The organism is Streptomyces bicolor, assembly GCF_000719285.1.
In the GTDB taxonomy this organism is placed as follows: domain Bacteria; phylum Actinomycetota; class Actinomycetes; order Streptomycetales; family Streptomycetaceae; genus Streptomyces; species Streptomyces bicolor.
Genome location: NZ_JOFS01000004.1, coordinates 1 through 15452, shown reverse-complemented (window position 1 = coordinate 15452; position 15452 = coordinate 1). Strand labels below are relative to the sequence as shown.

Here is a 15452-nt window from a genome sequence, read left to right as displayed (position 1 = left end):
GCCCCTGGGAACCCGGAGCACCGGCCCGCCACTCGCCCGCCCCCACCCGCTACCCTCCCCAACGTGACCACCCAACCCGCCGCCACGCCGCCCCCGAACGCCCGTGCCTACCCCCTCCACACTCCTCGCGGCACCTTCGCCGTCGTGGACCACCCCGCCGCCCCCGGCGTCGAGCCCCGAGGCGTCGCCCTGCTGCTCCCCGGATTCACGGGCAGCAAGGAGGACTTCACGCTTATGCACGAGCCGCTGGCGGAGCGCGGCTACCGCACCGTCGCCGTCGACGGACGCGGACAGCACGAGTCGGACGGGCCGGCGGACGACGAATCCGCCTACGCGCGCGACGAGTTGGCTCAGGACGTCCTCGCCCAGGCGGCGGCCCTCGACGCGGACGGCACGCCCCTCCACCTCCTCGGCCACTCCCTGGGCGGTCAGATCGCCCGCGCGGCCGTGATCCTCGACCACGCGCCGTTCCGTTCGCTCACCCTCATGGCGTCGGGCCCCGCCCAGATCTCCGACTCCCAGCAGCAGCGCGTGAAACTGCTGCGGGACGCCCTCGCGGTGATGACCATGGCCGAGACCTGGGAGGCGATCCTCGCCATGGGGCCGCCGGAGGAGGTCGGCGGCCCGGCGCGCGGCATCGGCGGCCCGGACCTGCTGCGCAGGCGGTGGCTCGGCACGAAGCCCGCCCAACTCATCGCCACCGGACGTCAGTTGTGCACGGAGCCGGACCGGGTCGACGAACTCGCCGCTCTCCCCCTCCCGTTCCACGTCCTGTCGGGCGCCAGCGACGACACCTGGCCGGTTCCGGTCCTCGACGACATGGCCGCGCGGCTGCAGGCCCGCCGGACGGTCGTCCCCGGCGCCGAACACTCCCCCAACGCCGACCAGCCCCTGCGCACCGCCCAGGCCGTCGCCGACTTCTGGGACAGCGTGGACGGCACCGAGGCCACCGAGGGCACACCCCCGACAGCCGGCCAGCAGGCCTAGTACGGCGCAGGCCTAGTACTGCGCCTGCAGGTGCTCCCAGAACCCGTCCCGCAACGCCCGCCGCAGATCCGCCTGCCCGCGCAGCGAGTACTGCAGCAGCCCCTCCGCCTCCACCAGCAGGTCCTGGTCCACCGAGCCGGGGAGATACGGGTGCCCGGGCAGCAGCTCGACCAGTGACTCCCGCCCCCGCGCCGCGAGCCACTTCGACGCGATCTGCGCGCCGACGAACCGCACGTCCTCCCGCGTCGGCCGGGCGGCCCCCGCCGCCTCGTACGCGGCGGCGGTGCGCCGGGAGACGTACGGCTTGAAGAAGTCGAGGTCGAGGGTGCGCTGGCTGTCGACCTCCCAGAGCAGCGGCTCTGCCTGGTTACGGCCCTCCGGTGCCTCGATGCCCCACAGGTGCACCCGCGCGCCGTACCCCTGCGCGGCCTCGACCGCCGACACCAGGTCCTCGTCCCCGCCGAGCAGGGCCGCGTCGCTGATGGCGCGGTGTCTGGCCAGTGACTCCAGGTCGGTCCTGATGAGCGAATCGACGCCCTTCTGCTGGTTGTTCGCGTTGAGGTTGCCCAGCCGCACCTTCACATCCGGAAGCTCGGCGATCGACTGCTGCTCCGCCGTGTGGATACGGCGCCGCGCACCGTCGTACCAGTAGACCCGCAGCAGCCTGCTGTCCGCGAAGATCGTGCGCGCCCTGTCGATCAGCGCCTCGATGAGGCCCTCGGCGTCCAGATCGAAGGCCCGGCGGTCCTCGGTCCCGGCGACCAACCGTCCCGCGGCGGCGTACAGGTAGCCCGCGTCGACGAAGATCGCATGGGTCGAGGGCGTCTTCGCCACCTCGGCGAGCATGCGTTGCAGCAGCTCGTTGGTGCGGTCGATGCGGCCGGCGAGCGCCGCGAGGTCGTCGTTCATCGTCTCCATTGTCCCGGCGGTCACGCTGCGAACACAACCGGTCCCGGTCGGTCTCGCCTTGATCCACCGGCAACCACTTACCAGTCAGTAGTTAGTCGTTCGAAAAATTTCTTTAGCGTAGGGAATGTTTGTAGCACCCAGGCCGTTGGATACCCGTGTAACCCCAGTAGTTCTCCCCAGTGCTCATCGGGAGGATGACCAGACGAAGGGAGAAGCCATGCGCTTCGAGATCATGCGACTCGACGAGGTCGACGGGACGCCCGTGGACAGCACCGTTGTGGACGCCGCCTCCGTCAACCGGATCGTTCAGCAGGCCGCCTCGATCGGTCAGCGGTTGTGGATCCGCCCGGCAGAGGCCTCGGCCTCGTAACACGCGGATCCCCGAAGAAGCTTCAGGGCCCCGTACGGCTGCGACGCCGTACGGGGCCCTTGCGGCGTTCCGGACGCTTACGCGGCCCGCACAGCCTTCTCCAGGACCTCAGCTCCCCTGAATGACCTGGGTGACGCCGTTGATGATCTGCTGCACGGCGATCGCCGACAGCATCATGCCCGCGAGCCGCGTCACCAGGACCACGCCGCCGTCCTTGATGACCCGGATGATCAGCAGCGAGTACCGCATCACGAGCCACAGCACGACATGGATGGCGAGGATCGCCGACCACACGGACACCTGCGTGGCCACGCTGTCGGCCTTCTGCACCGCGAGGATGACGGACACGATCGCACCCGGCCCGGCCAGCAGCGGCATACCCAGCGGCACGAGGGCGACGTTCACGTCCTTGGTCTGCTTGGGCTCGTCCGTCTTGCCGGTGAGCAGGTCGAGCGCGATCAGCAGGAGCAGCAGCCCGCCCGCGATCATCAGCGCGGGGACGGAGACGTGCAGGTAGTCGAGGATCTGATGACCGAGAAGCCCGAAGACCGCGATCACACCGCCCGCCACACAGACGGCCTGGAATGCCATCCGCTTCTGCACCTTGGCCGGCCGGCCGGAGGTGAGCGCGAGGAAGATCGGGGTGATCCCGGGGGGATCCATGATGACGAAGAGGGTCAGGAAGAGGGAGCCGAAGACGGCGAGATCGAACATGCGCAGGAGGCCTTGCGAGGTGAGTGAAACGTGCGGTGGGCAGGCAGAGCCGGGCTACTGGCGCCATGCCGCCACCGCTGTGGGCAGACGTTCCGCAGCGCGGAACGGGTGGGCACGGCCGACAGCGCCGGGTGCCTCTGAACAGACGTGAAGGTGACCGGCCTAGACCCCGCCGGTCCCGGGCACGGGAAACGCCCCGGTCGCCCGCCGCGTGATCTCCCCGTACACCTCGGGGTCCGTCGTGTACTCACCGAGCACACACGTCTTCCGGCTGCCGTGGTAGTCACTGGACCCGGTGGCCAGCAGCCCGAGCTCCTTCGCGAGCCCGTGCAGCCGCGCACGCGTGTCGGGGTCGTGGTCCATGTGGTCGACCTCGATGCCGTCGAGCCCGGCGGAGGCCATCTCGGCGATCGCGGACTCCGGCACCGTACGGCCCCGCTTGCTCGCGGCCGGATGCGCGAAGACGGCGACGCCGCCCGCGGCCTTGATCAGCCGGATCGCCTCGAACGGGTCGGTCTCGTGCTTCGCCACGAAGGCCCGGCCGCCGTCGGCCAGCCAGTCCTCGGTGAAGGCGTCGCCCACGGTCGGTACGACACCGAGTTCGACCAGCGCGGAGGCGACATGCGGCCGGCCGACCGAACCGTCACCGGCGATCCGCAGCACCTGCTCCCAGGTGACGGGCACCCCCAGCTCATTGAGCTTGGCGATCATGCCCTTGGCCCGCGGCACCCGGTCGTCCCGCACCAGCTCCCGCTCGGCGAGCAGCGCGGGCTCCTCCGGGTCGAACAGATACGCCAGCATGTGCATGCTGACACCGTCGATACGGCAGGACAGCTCGGCACCGGTGACGAGGGTGAGCCCCGCCGGCAGCGCCGCGATCGCCTCGGCGTGCCCACGGGTCGTGTCGTGGTCGGTGAGCGCCACCACGTCCAGCCCGGCCGCGGCGGCGTTGCGCACCAGCTCGGCCGGGGTGTCCGTACCGTCGGAAGCAGTGGAGTGGGTGTGCAGATCGATGCGCACGACGCGGACTCCAGTCAGGGACGGCACGGATGGGGACGCTCAAGGATAACCGCATTTTCAACGACCCCTGTCACACCCGTATCGCCGAGCGCCCCTTACATGAGCCACCCGAGCTCATGGCGCCCCACGGCCCACCCAGCGGGCGCGCTACGGCCCGAGCAAGCGCGGCGACAACGCCCCGCACGGCACGAGCTCGACCTCCGCCCCCGCGTCCCGCAGGTCCGTCAGCACCAGCTCGTCGTACATCAGCAACCCCGACTGCTCGGGCCACACGACCGCCCACAACCACATCCCGAGCGCCTCCCCCGCGAACACGGCACGATCGTCGGGCGTGCCCGACACATGCCACAGCGGCGTCGGACGCCCGGCGGCCAGCACCTTGACCTGCGGTGGCTTCTCGACGTTCATGTACGGCCCCGGGTCCGGCCCGTCGGTGCCCGCGTAACGCGCACCGAGGCCGACACCGAGCTCCTCGGCGACCAGGATCAGTTCACCCATGCCGCCGAGCGGGCCGGGCCCGGAGCAGGCCACGGCGGTCGCACGACCGCCACTGCGGTCGTCGCCCGCGCTGGCGACGCCCGTGAACAGCCAGCCGATCGGCAGTGGCCACGGCATCCACACCGGCACCTGCGTGCGATGCACGACCACGCCGAGGGCCTCGACGCTGGGCGGGATCACGGGCTGCACCGGATGGACGGTGCCGTGCACATCGCATTGCCAGGTGTCGGCGAAGAGTCCGGGAGCCCTGACCCGGCCACCACACTTCGGGCAACTGGGTTCGCCCCTCATAGGGCCCCACGGTCCTACCCCATCTGCGCCACGTCAAGGACGATCACCCGTCCGGACGGAAGCGACCAGTCCAGGAAGCCGTAACCACGTTGCGTCGTTAGCATGCCTAAATTGATGCTTGGATACGCCATCTACTTCGTCGCGGCAGCCGAAGGCCTCAGGGCGACCGCCGACGCGTCCGTCGTCGCCTTCATGGGCATCGGACTCGTCGACCCGATCCGAACTGGGCGGCTTCCGAGCGGGCTGGGGGCTCGACAACGCGCTCTTCGTCTCGACCGCCCTCGCGGTCATCGTGGGCGCCGCAGCCGGCGGCAGCGCCGCGGCGATCCTGCTGTACGAGTCCGTCCTCGGCCTCGGCATGGCATGCGGCCCGCTGCTCGGCGACGCCGGCTGGCGCTGTCCGTTCTTCGGTACGGCCTTCCTGATGGCCGTCGGCTTCCTGTGCATCGCGGTGCTCCTGAAGGAGCAGCCGAAGCCGGCCCGAAAGACGTCGCCGCTGGACCCGATCAGGGCGCTCGGCCACGGCGGCCCCGCCTGCAGAAGCGGTTCGGTTCGCTGAAGGTGCTCGGCGGCTCACTGGCGCTGCTCGCCGTGGACGTGCTGATCCTCGGCTACGGCGATCACATCACCGCCGTCGTCTGCACGTGCGCTGGTTCTTCGCGCCCAGGATCGAGGAGTGGACCGGCAGCATCCACATCCCGTTCGTGGTGGCGGCGGTCACGGCCGTGCTGGGTGCGCTCGTGGTCGCCGTACGGCGGACGGCGCTCACCAACGAGGCCGAGGAGCCGGCGACGCGGCACGCGGCCGAGGACCGTGTCACCGTCTTCGCCAACTGACGGTTTCTGGCCACCGATTGGTGAGGTTCCTCACTCCAGCGGGACGGACGCGCGGACGGGATCCCGGAGGTCCGTCCCGTGCGTCAGCCAGCGCTCCTGGAGGGCCTGGGCGCCGTGCACGCGCTTCCAGGCGGCCTCGTTCGGGGTCATGGGGAGCAGCGGCAGAAAGTGGACCGGGTCGAGGGGCCCGTCGAGTTCCAGGTCCTCGATCAGGCCGCCCGGCTCGGCGACCAGGACCGAGGTGAACGGGGCTCCGGGCCACAGGGGCTCGCCGACGTCGAGGGAAGCGCCGGGGGCCACGATCACACCCTCGACCTGCGGGGACGCGGCGAGTACCGCGAGCGGGCGGAGGACCTTGTCGGTATCGGCCAGGCCCGCGCGGACCGAGAGGATCAGCTCGGCGCGAGGACCCCCGACCGGGTCGGCGACCATCGCGGTGGGGTCGTTCATGGGCTGCGCGGACATGCCCAGCGTGGCGTAGCGGACGATGTCGCCCTCCTGGAAACGGAGCACCTCGATGCGGTCCGTACCGAGGAAGGTGACCGCCGCACGGGCGTCCGGTTCGCCGAGCGCGGTGCACAACCGGGCCTCGACCAAAGGGAGAACATCAGCCATGCCGCGAGCATAGAACTCGTCAGGACCGGGCAAAGCAGCACCTTGACACTTCTGTCGGCTGATACTCTTGCCCGGTGTTCGGGACGGCATGCGTGAGCATCGCGATCGAATCCCGGCACCGAGATTGAGACTCCCCTACGGGGAACCCCGAAAGGGGTATGGAACGTCCCTCACGAGGGACCGGCCGGAGGAGGTGGGGCTGTCATGGATCGAAGTCGACCGTGCAGTACCACTCGCTCTTCCCGCCGCTGACTAGCTGATTCGGCTGTTCCGGCTCCGGCTGACCGCCGCCTTTCACGCTCGCGTCCTACGCGGAAGAGCACTTCGTTTCGCTTTGCCTGATCGGTCTGATCTGAATCAGCAACGAAGCACACATCACCGCGACGGTGCGGTGCTCCCCGCTTTGTGGACGTGCCAAACATCCTGAGGCCAGGACGTCCCCATTCCGGGCAGTTCCACCCGTGTGCGGTCCTTCACGCTTCGTTGCCCGTCGCGAAGGAGCCTGCTCATGTCGATGATCCGCGACCTGCGTGCCGTGGTCCGCCCGTCCCGCGTCTCGCTGCGCAAGGACAACGGCAGTTACGACACCACCCGCGACCCCGCGACGCCCTCGGCCGTCGTCGACTGCGCCGTCTACCGGCACGGCGCCCGCGTCGAGACCTCCAAGCCCCTCACCCCGCACGAGGCGATGCGCCAGGTGCGCCGCGACGGCGGATTCGTGTGGATCGGCCTGCACGAGCCGACCGAGGCCGAATTCTCCGGTATCGCAAGCGAGTTCGGACTGCACCCACTGGCCGTCGAGGACGCGGTGCAGGCCCACCAGCGCCCGAAGCTGGAGCGCTACGACGACTCCCTCTTCACCGTCTTCAAGACCATCCACTACGTCGAGCACGACGAGCTCACCGCCAACAGCGAGATCGTCGAGACCGGCGAGGTCATGTGCTTCACCGGGCGGGACTTCTTCATCACCGTCCGGCACGGCGGGCAGGGCTCGCTGCGGGCGCTGCGGCACCGGCTGCAGGACGACCCCGAGTTGCTCGCCAAGGGCCCGTCGGCCGTGCTGCACGCGATCGCCGACCATGTCGTCGACGGTTACATCGCGGTCGCCGACGCCGTGCAGGACGACATCGACGAGGTCGAGACGGAGGTCTTCTCGCCGGGGCGCAAGGGGAGCCCGCGGGGTACGGACGCGGGGCGGATCTACCAACTCAAGCGCGAGGTCCTGGAGTTCAAGCGGGCGGTGGCGCCGCTCCTGCGTCCCATGCAGCTGCTGAGCGAGCGGCCGATGCGGCTGATCGACCCGGACATCCAGAAGTACTTCCGGGACGTCGCCGACCACCTGGCCCGGGTGCAGGAGCAGGTGATGGGCTTCGACGAGTTGCTGAACTCGATCCTCCAGGCCAACCTGGCGCAGGCGTCCGTCGCCCAGAACGAGGACATGCGGAAGATCACCTCGTGGGCCGCGATCATCGCCGTACCGACGATGGTGTGCGGTGTGTACGGGATGAACTTCGACTACATGCCGGAGCTGCGCTGGAAGTTCGGGTACCCGATGGTGCTCGGCATCACGGCGATGATCTGCATCGGCATCCACCGCACGCTGAAGCGGAACGGCTGGCTCTGACCGGCCTTGAGAGGGCTGGATAGTCTTGGGCCATGACAAGCGAGCTGCTCGACCAGGCCCTCGTCGAGGAGGCCACGAAGAAGTCCGGCCTCATCTGGGTCAAGGGGCCCGGTCAGCCGGCCCGGGCGCTGTGGCACGTGTGGCACGAGGGTGCGGCGTGTGTCGTGGGCGACGGTCCGGGCGAGCAGCCACTGCCGGGGCTGGTCGACGGGGCCGGGGCCGAGGTGACGGTCCGCAGCAAGGACAAGGGCGGCCGGCTGGTCTCGTGGCCGGCGAAGGTCGTGGAGCTCGCGTCGGGCTCCGAGCAGTGGGATGCCACGGTCGCCGAGCTCAAGGGCAAGCGCCTCAACGCCCCTGACGGCGAGGCGATGCCGCAGCGCTGGGCGCGTGACTGCCGGGTACTGCGCCTGGAACCGGCGGGCACGACGGCGCCCTTGCCCGACGGCAGTCTGGCCGAGCCTCCGTTGCCGACGCCGGCGACGACCCGGCAGCCGATTCCGGCCGGCCTGCCGAGGTTGTTGATGAAGAGGCGCAAGCGGAAGTAGCCGACGGCCCGTCCGGCACCTGCGACGTGGCCCGCCCGGCGCCTACGACGTCGGCAGCTGCTTGCCGTAGTCCACCGTCTCGTCCTTGGCCGGCTCCTTCAGCGCGAAGTCCTTGCCCCAGGACGAGAAGGTCAGGGTGCCCGCGCCGCCCGCCCGCGTCAGGCGGAGGGGGTAGGGGGTGCCCTCCAGGGAGACGTCGAGGGTGCCGCCGGAGCCCTTGTCGCCGGTGATGCGGATGGTGCGGATGCCGGCCTGCTCGTGGTGGCCGGCGGCGGCCAGTGTGCCGTGCAGGGTCAGCAGGCCCCCGAGGAGGACGTCCTTCTCCGTGAAGCCGGAGAACTTCTTGTACGACGGGTCACCCTGCGGCACCTTCACGTACTTGCCGCCCAGCTTGTCCGCGGCCGCGGCATCGGCCTCGCCGCCGCCCTGAGCGCCCGCGTCGCTCCAGAAGCCGGCGTCGGCCTTCAGATACAGCTGCTCACCGATCCGCAGCAGCTGGAACGTCGCTCCCTGCGCCGTGACCGACCCCGTCGCCCCGTCGGCCTTCAGCCGCATGTCGAGCTTGTAGGTGCGCCCACTGGTCACCACGCTCCCCGACAGGCGCACCGCCTCGGCGGAGTCCGCGGCCGTACGGGTCTTGCGCTGGATCTCGGCGGGCGGCAGCTTGCCGACCCCGTTGGTGCCCTCGTCGGGGTCCTCGCTGCATCCCGTCAGTCCCGTTCCCGACACGACCAGGGCGCACACGGCACTCACCAGCGCGGCCCGGCGCGCACGACCCTGGGGAATCGCAGTCACAGGTGGGGCTGCCTTTCTGTTGTGGGACCTGAGCGGCGTACGGCAGCGTACCGGGGCCTCACGGCCCGGGCGGAGCCAGTCCGTCCGTACCGCTCACCAGGGCATATCGGATCCGGACGGGCTAGCCTGAAGCCCACCCGAGCGGGCAATTCGGAAATGCGGCCCTGCCCGCGGAACCGCACCAGCAACAGGGCAACACGGCACACTTCGCACGCAAAGGAGCCTCAGCGATGGCAGCCGGCGCTCCCCGGATCTTCGTCTCGCACCTCGCCGGCATCGCCGCCTTCGACCCGAACGGCGACCAGGTGGGCCGTGTCCGTGATCTGGTCGTCATGCTCCGTGTGGGCCGACGCCCGCCCCGGCTGCTCGGCCTCGTCGTCGAACTCTCCACCCGGCGCCGCATCTTCCTCCCCATGACCCGCGTGACCAGCATCGAGTCCGGCCAGGTCATCACCACCGGCGTGCTCAACGTCCGCCGCTTCGAGCAGCGGCCCACCGAGCGCCTCGTCTTCGGCGAACTGCTCGACCGGCGGGTCACCCTCGTCGAGACCGGCGAGCAGGTCACCGTCCTCGATCTGTCGGTACAGCAGCGGCCGGCCCGCCGGGACTGGGAGATCGACAAGGTGTTCGTGCGCAAGGGCGGCAAGAGCGGCCCTCTGCGGCGCGCCAAGGGCGAGTCGCTGACCGTCGAGTGGTCGGCCGTCACCGGCTTCTCCCTGGAGGAGAAGGGGCAGGGCGCCGAGAGCCTGCTCGCCACCTTCGAGCAGTTGCGCCCCGCCGACCTCGCCAACGTCCTGCACCACCTCTCCCCCAAGCGCCGCGCCGAAGTCGCCGCCGCCCTCGACGACGACCGCCTCGCCGACGTCCTCGAAGAGCTCCCCGAGGACGACCAGATCGAGATCCTCGGCAAGCTGAAGGAGGAGCGGGCCGCGGACGTCCTGGAGGCCATGGACCCGGACGACGCGGCCGACCTGCTCGGCGAGCTCCCGACGGACGAGCAGGAGCGGCTGCTGAGCCTGATGCAGCCCGCCGACGCGGCCGACATGCGCCGTCTGATGGCGTACGAGGAGCACACGGCAGGTGGCCTGATGACCACCGAGCCGATCATCCTGCGCCCGGACGCCACCGTCGCCGACGCCCTCGCCCGCGTCCGCAACCCCGACCTGTCCCCCGCGCTCGCCGCCCAGGTCTACGTCTGCCGCCCGCCCGACGAGACGCCCACCGGCAAGTACCTCGGCACGGTCCACTTCCAGCGCCTGCTGCGCGACCCGCCGTACACCCTGGTCAGCTCGCTCGTCGACGAGGCACTGGAGGCCCTGGATCCGGACGCGGCGCTGCCGGTCGTGGCCGGGTTCTTCGCGACGTACGACATGGTGGCGGCGCCCGTCGTCGACGAGTCCGGTTCGCTGCTGGGCGCGGTGACCGTGGACGACGTACTGGACCACCTGCTGCCCGAGGACTGGCGGGAGACGGAGTTCCATCTGGACGAGGGCGAGGAGGTGGCCGCCCATGGCTCCTGAGCGCGAGGGCACGCGCGAGCGCATGCCGGCGGGCGCCACCGCGACCACCCGGGCGCCCCGCCCACGCCTCGACCAACCCCGGCCGCCGCGCCGTCGGATCGTGCCCGAGTGGGACCCGGAGGCCTTCGGACGGTTCTCCGAGCGCATCGCCCGGTTCATCGGCACCGGGCGGTTCCTCGTCTGGATGACGGTTGTGATCATCGTGTGGGTGCTGTGGAACATCGCCGCACCGAGCAGCCTGAAGTTCGACGAGTACCCGTTCATCTTCCTGACCCTGGCCCTGTCCCTGCAGGCCTCCTACGCAGCCCCGCTGATCCTGCTCGCCCAGAACCGGCAGGACGACCGCGACCGGGTCAACCTCGAACAGGACCGCAAGCAGAACGAGCGGTCGATCGCCGACACCGAGTACCTGACCCGCGAGATCGCCGCGCTGCGCATCGGGCTCGGGGAGGTCGCCACCCGCGACTGGATGCGCTCGGAGCTGCAGGACCTGATGAAGGAGCTGGAGGAGCGGCCCGACGGTCACCGCGAGCACGGGGTATTCCCGGCAGATCGGTCGCGTGGACGTGACGTAGACGACCGCTGACGGGCTTTCCGGGGCATGGCTACCGAGCCGTACCATCGTCCTTATGGCTACGGAAGACGCGGTGCGCGAAGCACTGGCGACGGTGAACGACCCCGAGATCAACCGCCCCATCACGGAACTCGGGATGGTCAAGTCGGTGGAGATCGGCGCGGACGGAGCGGTCGCGGTCACCGTGTACCTGACGGTCTCCGGCTGCCCGATGCGCGAGACGATCACGCAGCGCGTGACGGACGCCGTCTCCGCGGTCGAGGGCGTCACCCGGGTCGACGTCACCCTCGACGTGATGAGCGACGAGCAGCGCAAGGAGCTGGCGAACGCCCTGCGCGGCGGCCAGGCCGAGCGCGAGGTGCCCTTCGCCAAGCCGGGCTCGCTGACCCGCGTGTACGCGGTCGCGTCCGGCAAGGGCGGCGTCGGCAAGTCCTCCGTCACGGTCAACCTGGCGGCGGCGATGGCTGCCGACGGTCTGAAGGTGGGCGTCGTCGACGCCGACATCTACGGCCACAGCGTGCCGCGCATGCTGGGCGCCGACGGCCGGCCGACCCAGGTCGAGAACATGATCATGCCGCCGTCCGCGAACGGCGTGAAGGTCATCTCCATCGGCATGTTCACGCCGGGCAACGCCCCGGTGGTCTGGCGCGGCCCCATGCTGCACCGCGCGCTCCAGCAGTTCCTGGCGGACGTGTACTGGGGCGACCTGGATGTTCTGCTGCTCGATCTGCCTCCGGGCACGGGCGACATCGCCATCTCCGTCGCCCAGCTGGTCCCGAACGCCGAGATCCTGGTCGTGACGACCCCGCAGCAGGCGGCGGCCGAGGTCGCCGAGCGCGCGGGCTCCATCGCCGTCCAGACCCACCAGAAGATCGTCGGCGTGGTCGAGAACATGTCCGGCCTGCCCTGCCCGCACTGCGGCGAGATGGTCGACGTCTTCGGCACGGGCGGCGGCCAGGTCGTGGCGGACGGCCTGACGCGTACGACGGGTACGAACGTCCCGGTCCTCGGCAACATCCCCATCGACGTCCGCCTCCGCGAGGGCGGCGACGAGGGCAAGCCGGTGGTCCTGACGGACCCGGACTCCCCGGCGGGCTCGGCACTGCGGGCGATCGCCGGGAAGCTGGGAGGACGCCAGCGGGGCCTGTCGGGCATGTCGCTGGGGATCACGCCGCGCAACAAGTTCTGACTCTTGGTACGAGGAGGGGGCGCCGTCTCACCGGACGGCGCCCCCTACCTCGTCACGAAAGCTAGGCGTACGCCGCGATGTCCTTGATCATCGCGAAGCCCAGCCCGTACGCACTCATGCCTCTCCCGTACGCCCCCACATGCACGCCTTCCTGCGTGGACCCGGCGAGCACCCACCCGAACTCGGACTCCCGGTAGTGGAAGGGCGTGGGCACCCCGTCCACGGGCAGGGAGAGCGTCGACCAGGCCGGTCCACTCAGATCATCGGCCAAAGCCCACGCGGTCTCCGTCTGCTGGTCCAGCCAGTCGTCGCGCAGCGAGTGATCCATCTGCCCCGGCCATGTGAACGACAGCAGCCCCACTCCCGCGAGCCAAGCCGCCGACGACACCGACGTCGCCTCCAGCAGCCCCGTACCGTCGGCGCTGCGCCGGGACGGATTCGCCGCGACGGTCACCACGACCGCGAACCGCTCCCGGTCCTCCGACCCCTCGTTCCGTACGGAGGGCTCGTCACCGTGTCCGATCGATCCGTGTTCCACGGCTCCGTCGGCCGCCGTGCCGACCTGCATCAGCCAGCGCGGCCCCGTGAAGGCCTCGTCGAGGCCGTACCACGGGAAGGGCGCCAGCAGGTAGCCGTCGACAGTGCGCCGGGCGGAGGGGACCTGCTGTCCGCTCTCCGCGGCCGGCGCCTGCGCGCCTGCCCGACTCGTCGTCTGACTCGTCGTCTCCATGTGCCCGGACGCCTCCTCGCTCTCGCCGGACCAGCCCGGCCCGCCCCCCTTCGGGCGTACTCGTCCGGTCCGCACAACAACTCGGCAGCATAGCCACACCGCTTCGAGCCGCAGGGAAAGCGCCCGGCGCGCGGGGCGCGCGGGGGGCGGGTTCAGGCCGTGTGCGACCCGGGCGGCGTATGAGAAGCGTCACGTATGAGTGGCGTCCCGCCCCTGTGTTCGTACGGCTTTCGTACGGCTCAGGTGGCGTCCGCGTCGAAGGGCGGGCGGTCGTCGCGCGGGTTCTCGGGCTTCTTCGTCATGTCAATGCCGCCGCCCGAGGAACCCGAGGAGGACGAGGAACCCGCCGAACCCGCCGACGACTCCGAGTCACGGCCGTGGACGGCGTCGGTGACCTCGGCCATTTCCTTCTTCAGGTCGAAGCCGTTGCGGATCTCCTTGAGCCCCAGCTCGTCGTTGTCCAGCTGCTTGCGGATGAACGTCTTGGGGTTGAGGTCCTCGAACTCGAAGTCCTTGAACTCCGGGCCGAGTTCCTGCCGGATGTCCTGCTTGGCGCTCTCCGAGAACTCGCGGATCTTACGGATCGTCCGCGTGGCGTCCTGGATGAGCTTCGGGAGCTTGTCCGGACCGAAGACGAGCACGGCGAGGACGATGAGCGTCACCAGCTCGAGCGGTCCTATGTCATTGAACACCTGAAGCTCCTTGCGATGTCCTCAGTCCTCGGCCCTCGGTGGTCGATTGCGGGTCTTCCGTGGTCCGGGCCGGATCCACGGTACCCGGCGATCCGCTACGACCGGTACTGTCCCGAGGCCTCCGAATGCGGGTAGGGGTGCGGTTTTCCGGGTTGTTTGCCTTGTCAGGGCCTGTGTGGGGCGGTGACACGGGCCACGCTGTGAGGTTTCTGTGATTCTCGGCGCCCGCTCGGCCCCCGCTCAGTCGCCACTCAGGCGCCATTCAGTCGCCATTCAGTCGCCGCCTCGTCCCCGCTCAGTCCCCGCTGGACGAGCCGAGCGTCAGCGAGATCGTGATCTCCTTGCCGCCGCGCTCCAGGGTCAGCTCCAGGCGGTCGCCGGGGCGGTGGGCACGGGTCTTGACGATGAGTTCCTCGCCGGAGTGGACGCGCTGGCCGTCGACCTCGGTGATGACGTCGCCCGGCTTGATACCGGCCTTGTCGCCCGCGCCGCCCTGGGTGACCGCCGGTCCGCCGTCGCTGCCCTTGGTGCCGACGCGGGCGCCGTCGCCGGTGTAGTCCATGTCGAGGGTGACGCCGATCACCGGGTGGGTCGCCCTGCCGGTGTTGATCAGCTCCTCGGCGACGCGCTTGGCCTGGTTGACCGGGATGGCGAAGCCGAGGCCGATGGAGCCGGACTGGCCGCCGTCGAGATCGGAGCCGCTGTCGGCGGAACGGATGGCCGAGTTGATGCCGATGACCCGGGCGCGGGCGTCGAGGAGGGGACCGCCGGAGTTGCCGGGGTTGATGGGCGCGTCGGTCTGCAACGCGTCGACGTACGACACATCACTCGCGTCCCCGCTCTCGCCGCCGGCCGTGATGGGCCGCTCCTTGGCGCTGATGATGCCGGAGGTGACGGTGCCGGCCAGGTCGAACGGGGCGCCGATGGCGACGACGGGGTCGCCGACCTGGACGTTGTCGGAGTTGCCGAGCGGCAGGGGCGTGAGCCCGCTGACATCGCTGACCCTCACTACGGCGAGGTCGTAGCCGCCGTCCCGTCCGACAACCGTGGCCTTGGCGGTGTCACCGCTGTGGAAGGTCACCGATATCTCGCCATCGTCCCCGGCGGGTTCGACGACATGGTTGTTGGTGAGGATGTGACCCTTGTCGTCGAGCACGAACCCGGTCCCGGTGCCCTGCTCCTCGCTCCCGCTCACGTGCAGCGTCACGACGCTGGGCAGCGCACGAGCGGCGATCCCGGCGACACTGTCCGGCGCCCGCCCACTGGACTCGGCCCCGGCCTGCGGCAGCTCCAGCTCCCCCACACCGCCGTTGCGCTCGAGATACGCCCCGACGACACCGCCGACCCCGCCGGACAGCAGCGCGATCAACAGGGCCCCGACGAGCATCACCTTCTTGGCCCGCTTACGCCGCTGCTGCTCGGTGGCGATCGCGGCGCCGTTCTGCTGGAAGGGGGCGGCGGGGTGGGGGTTGGAGGCCCAGGGGTCGTAGTTCTGCCAGGGAGTGGTGGGGGTGGTGGGGGGTGGGGTGTCGGCGTAGGGGGG

General features: G+C 70.2%; 16 protein-coding genes and 1 pseudogene. 8 read left to right on the top strand and 9 right to left on the bottom strand.

Annotation, left to right across the window (positions count from 1 at the left end; all coding sequences use genetic code 11):
* Positions 1–63: 63 nt before the first annotated feature.
* Complete coding sequence (locus tag IF78_RS0105285; protein ID WP_051827504.1) at positions 64–987, top strand: alpha/beta fold hydrolase; 924 nt, start codon at positions 64–66, stop codon at positions 985–987.
* 12 nt (positions 988–999) lie between these two features.
* Here the strand turns inward: IF78_RS0105285 and IF78_RS0105280 are convergent, their stop codons facing one another.
* On the bottom strand, positions 1000–1896 hold the full coding sequence (locus IF78_RS0105280; protein ID WP_031479303.1) for an NYN domain-containing protein: 897 nt from the start codon (positions 1894–1896) through the stop codon (positions 1000–1002).
* 217 nt (positions 1897–2113) lie between these two features.
* Between IF78_RS0105280 and IF78_RS47455 the strand changes: the two genes are divergently transcribed.
* Complete coding sequence (locus tag IF78_RS47455) at positions 2114–2266, top strand: hypothetical protein (protein ID WP_107049884.1); 153 nt, start codon at positions 2114–2116, stop codon at positions 2264–2266.
* A 108-nt stretch (positions 2267–2374) separates the two neighbouring features.
* Here IF78_RS47455 and IF78_RS0105270 read toward each other — a convergent pair whose 3' ends face one another.
* From IF78_RS0105270 to IF78_RS0105260, 3 genes are all read right to left on the bottom strand, one after another.
* Positions 2375–2980, bottom strand: coding sequence for a MarC family protein (locus IF78_RS0105270; protein ID WP_031479301.1), 606 nt, complete (start codon positions 2978–2980; stop codon positions 2375–2377).
* A gap of 162 nt (positions 2981–3142) precedes the next feature.
* Positions 3143–4000, bottom strand: coding sequence for a PHP domain-containing protein (locus tag IF78_RS0105265; RefSeq protein WP_031479299.1), 858 nt, complete (start codon positions 3998–4000; stop codon positions 3143–3145).
* A gap of 147 nt (positions 4001–4147) precedes the next feature.
* The gene (locus IF78_RS0105260) at positions 4148–4789 is read right to left on the bottom strand and encodes a DUF6758 family protein (RefSeq protein ID WP_031479297.1); all 642 of its coding nucleotides are present in this window, start codon (positions 4787–4789) and stop codon (positions 4148–4150) included.
* 196 nt (positions 4790–4985) lie between these two features.
* Between IF78_RS0105260 and IF78_RS45705 the strand changes: the two are divergent.
* Positions 4986–5625: pseudogene (locus IF78_RS45705) on the top strand (MFS transporter); the annotation flags it as partial.
* Between the two features lie 30 nt (positions 5626–5655).
* Here IF78_RS45705 and IF78_RS0105250 read toward each other — a convergent pair.
* Entirely contained in the window at positions 5656–6240 is a 585-nt protein-coding gene (locus tag IF78_RS0105250; protein ID WP_031479295.1) for a suppressor of fused domain protein, read from the bottom strand.
* Between the two features lie 508 nt (positions 6241–6748).
* Here IF78_RS0105250 and IF78_RS0105245 point away from each other — a divergent pair.
* Positions 6749–7864 carry a magnesium and cobalt transport protein CorA gene (locus tag IF78_RS0105245; protein ID WP_031479293.1) on the top strand — a complete coding sequence of 372 codons (1116 nt, stop codon included), beginning with the start codon at positions 6749–6751 and terminating at the stop codon, positions 7862–7864.
* A gap of 32 nt (positions 7865–7896) precedes the next feature.
* On the top strand, positions 7897–8409 hold the full coding sequence (locus IF78_RS0105240) for a hypothetical protein (RefSeq protein ID WP_031479291.1): 513 nt from the start codon (positions 7897–7899) through the stop codon (positions 8407–8409).
* 42 nt (positions 8410–8451) lie between these two features.
* On the opposite strand, the gene IF78_RS0105235 is transcribed toward IF78_RS0105240, so the two are convergent.
* Positions 8452–9204 (bottom strand): hypothetical protein, encoded by a 753-nt coding sequence (locus tag IF78_RS0105235; RefSeq protein ID WP_031479289.1) that lies wholly within the window; start codon positions 9202–9204, stop codon positions 8452–8454.
* Positions 9205–9434: 230 nt separating this feature from the next.
* Between IF78_RS0105235 and IF78_RS0105230 the strand changes: the two genes are divergently transcribed.
* Genes IF78_RS0105230 through IF78_RS0105220 form a run of 3 tightly spaced genes read left to right on the top strand, consistent with a single transcriptional unit; the run spans position 9435 to position 12487 of the window.
* Positions 9435–10724, top strand: coding sequence for a magnesium transporter MgtE N-terminal domain-containing protein (locus tag IF78_RS0105230; RefSeq protein ID WP_031479287.1), 1290 nt, complete (start codon positions 9435–9437; stop codon positions 10722–10724).
* The gene (locus IF78_RS0105225; protein ID WP_031479285.1) at positions 10714–11310 is read left to right on the top strand and encodes a DUF1003 domain-containing protein; all 597 of its coding nucleotides are present in this window, start codon (positions 10714–10716) and stop codon (positions 11308–11310) included. The genes IF78_RS0105230 and IF78_RS0105225 overlap by 11 nt, the downstream gene beginning before the upstream one ends.
* Positions 11311–11353: 43 nt before the next feature.
* A complete protein-coding gene (locus IF78_RS0105220) occupies positions 11354–12487 on the top strand; it encodes an Mrp/NBP35 family ATP-binding protein (RefSeq protein WP_031479283.1) in 1134 nt (377 codons plus the stop codon).
* Positions 12488–12548: 61 nt separating this feature from the next.
* Here IF78_RS0105220 and IF78_RS0105215 read toward each other — a convergent pair whose 3' ends face one another.
* The 3 genes from IF78_RS0105215 to IF78_RS0105205 all read right to left on the bottom strand — a co-directional run.
* Complete coding sequence (locus IF78_RS0105215) at positions 12549–13217, bottom strand: hypothetical protein (RefSeq protein ID WP_031479281.1); 669 nt, start codon at positions 13215–13217, stop codon at positions 12549–12551.
* A 239-nt stretch (positions 13218–13456) separates the two neighbouring features.
* The gene (locus tag IF78_RS0105210) at positions 13457–13909 is read right to left on the bottom strand and encodes a sec-independent translocase (protein WP_031479279.1); all 453 of its coding nucleotides are present in this window, start codon (positions 13907–13909) and stop codon (positions 13457–13459) included.
* A 295-nt stretch (positions 13910–14204) separates the two neighbouring features.
* Positions 14205–15452 (bottom strand): S1C family serine protease (locus IF78_RS0105205; protein ID WP_031498057.1); only part of this gene is annotated, 1248 nt, incomplete at its 5' end.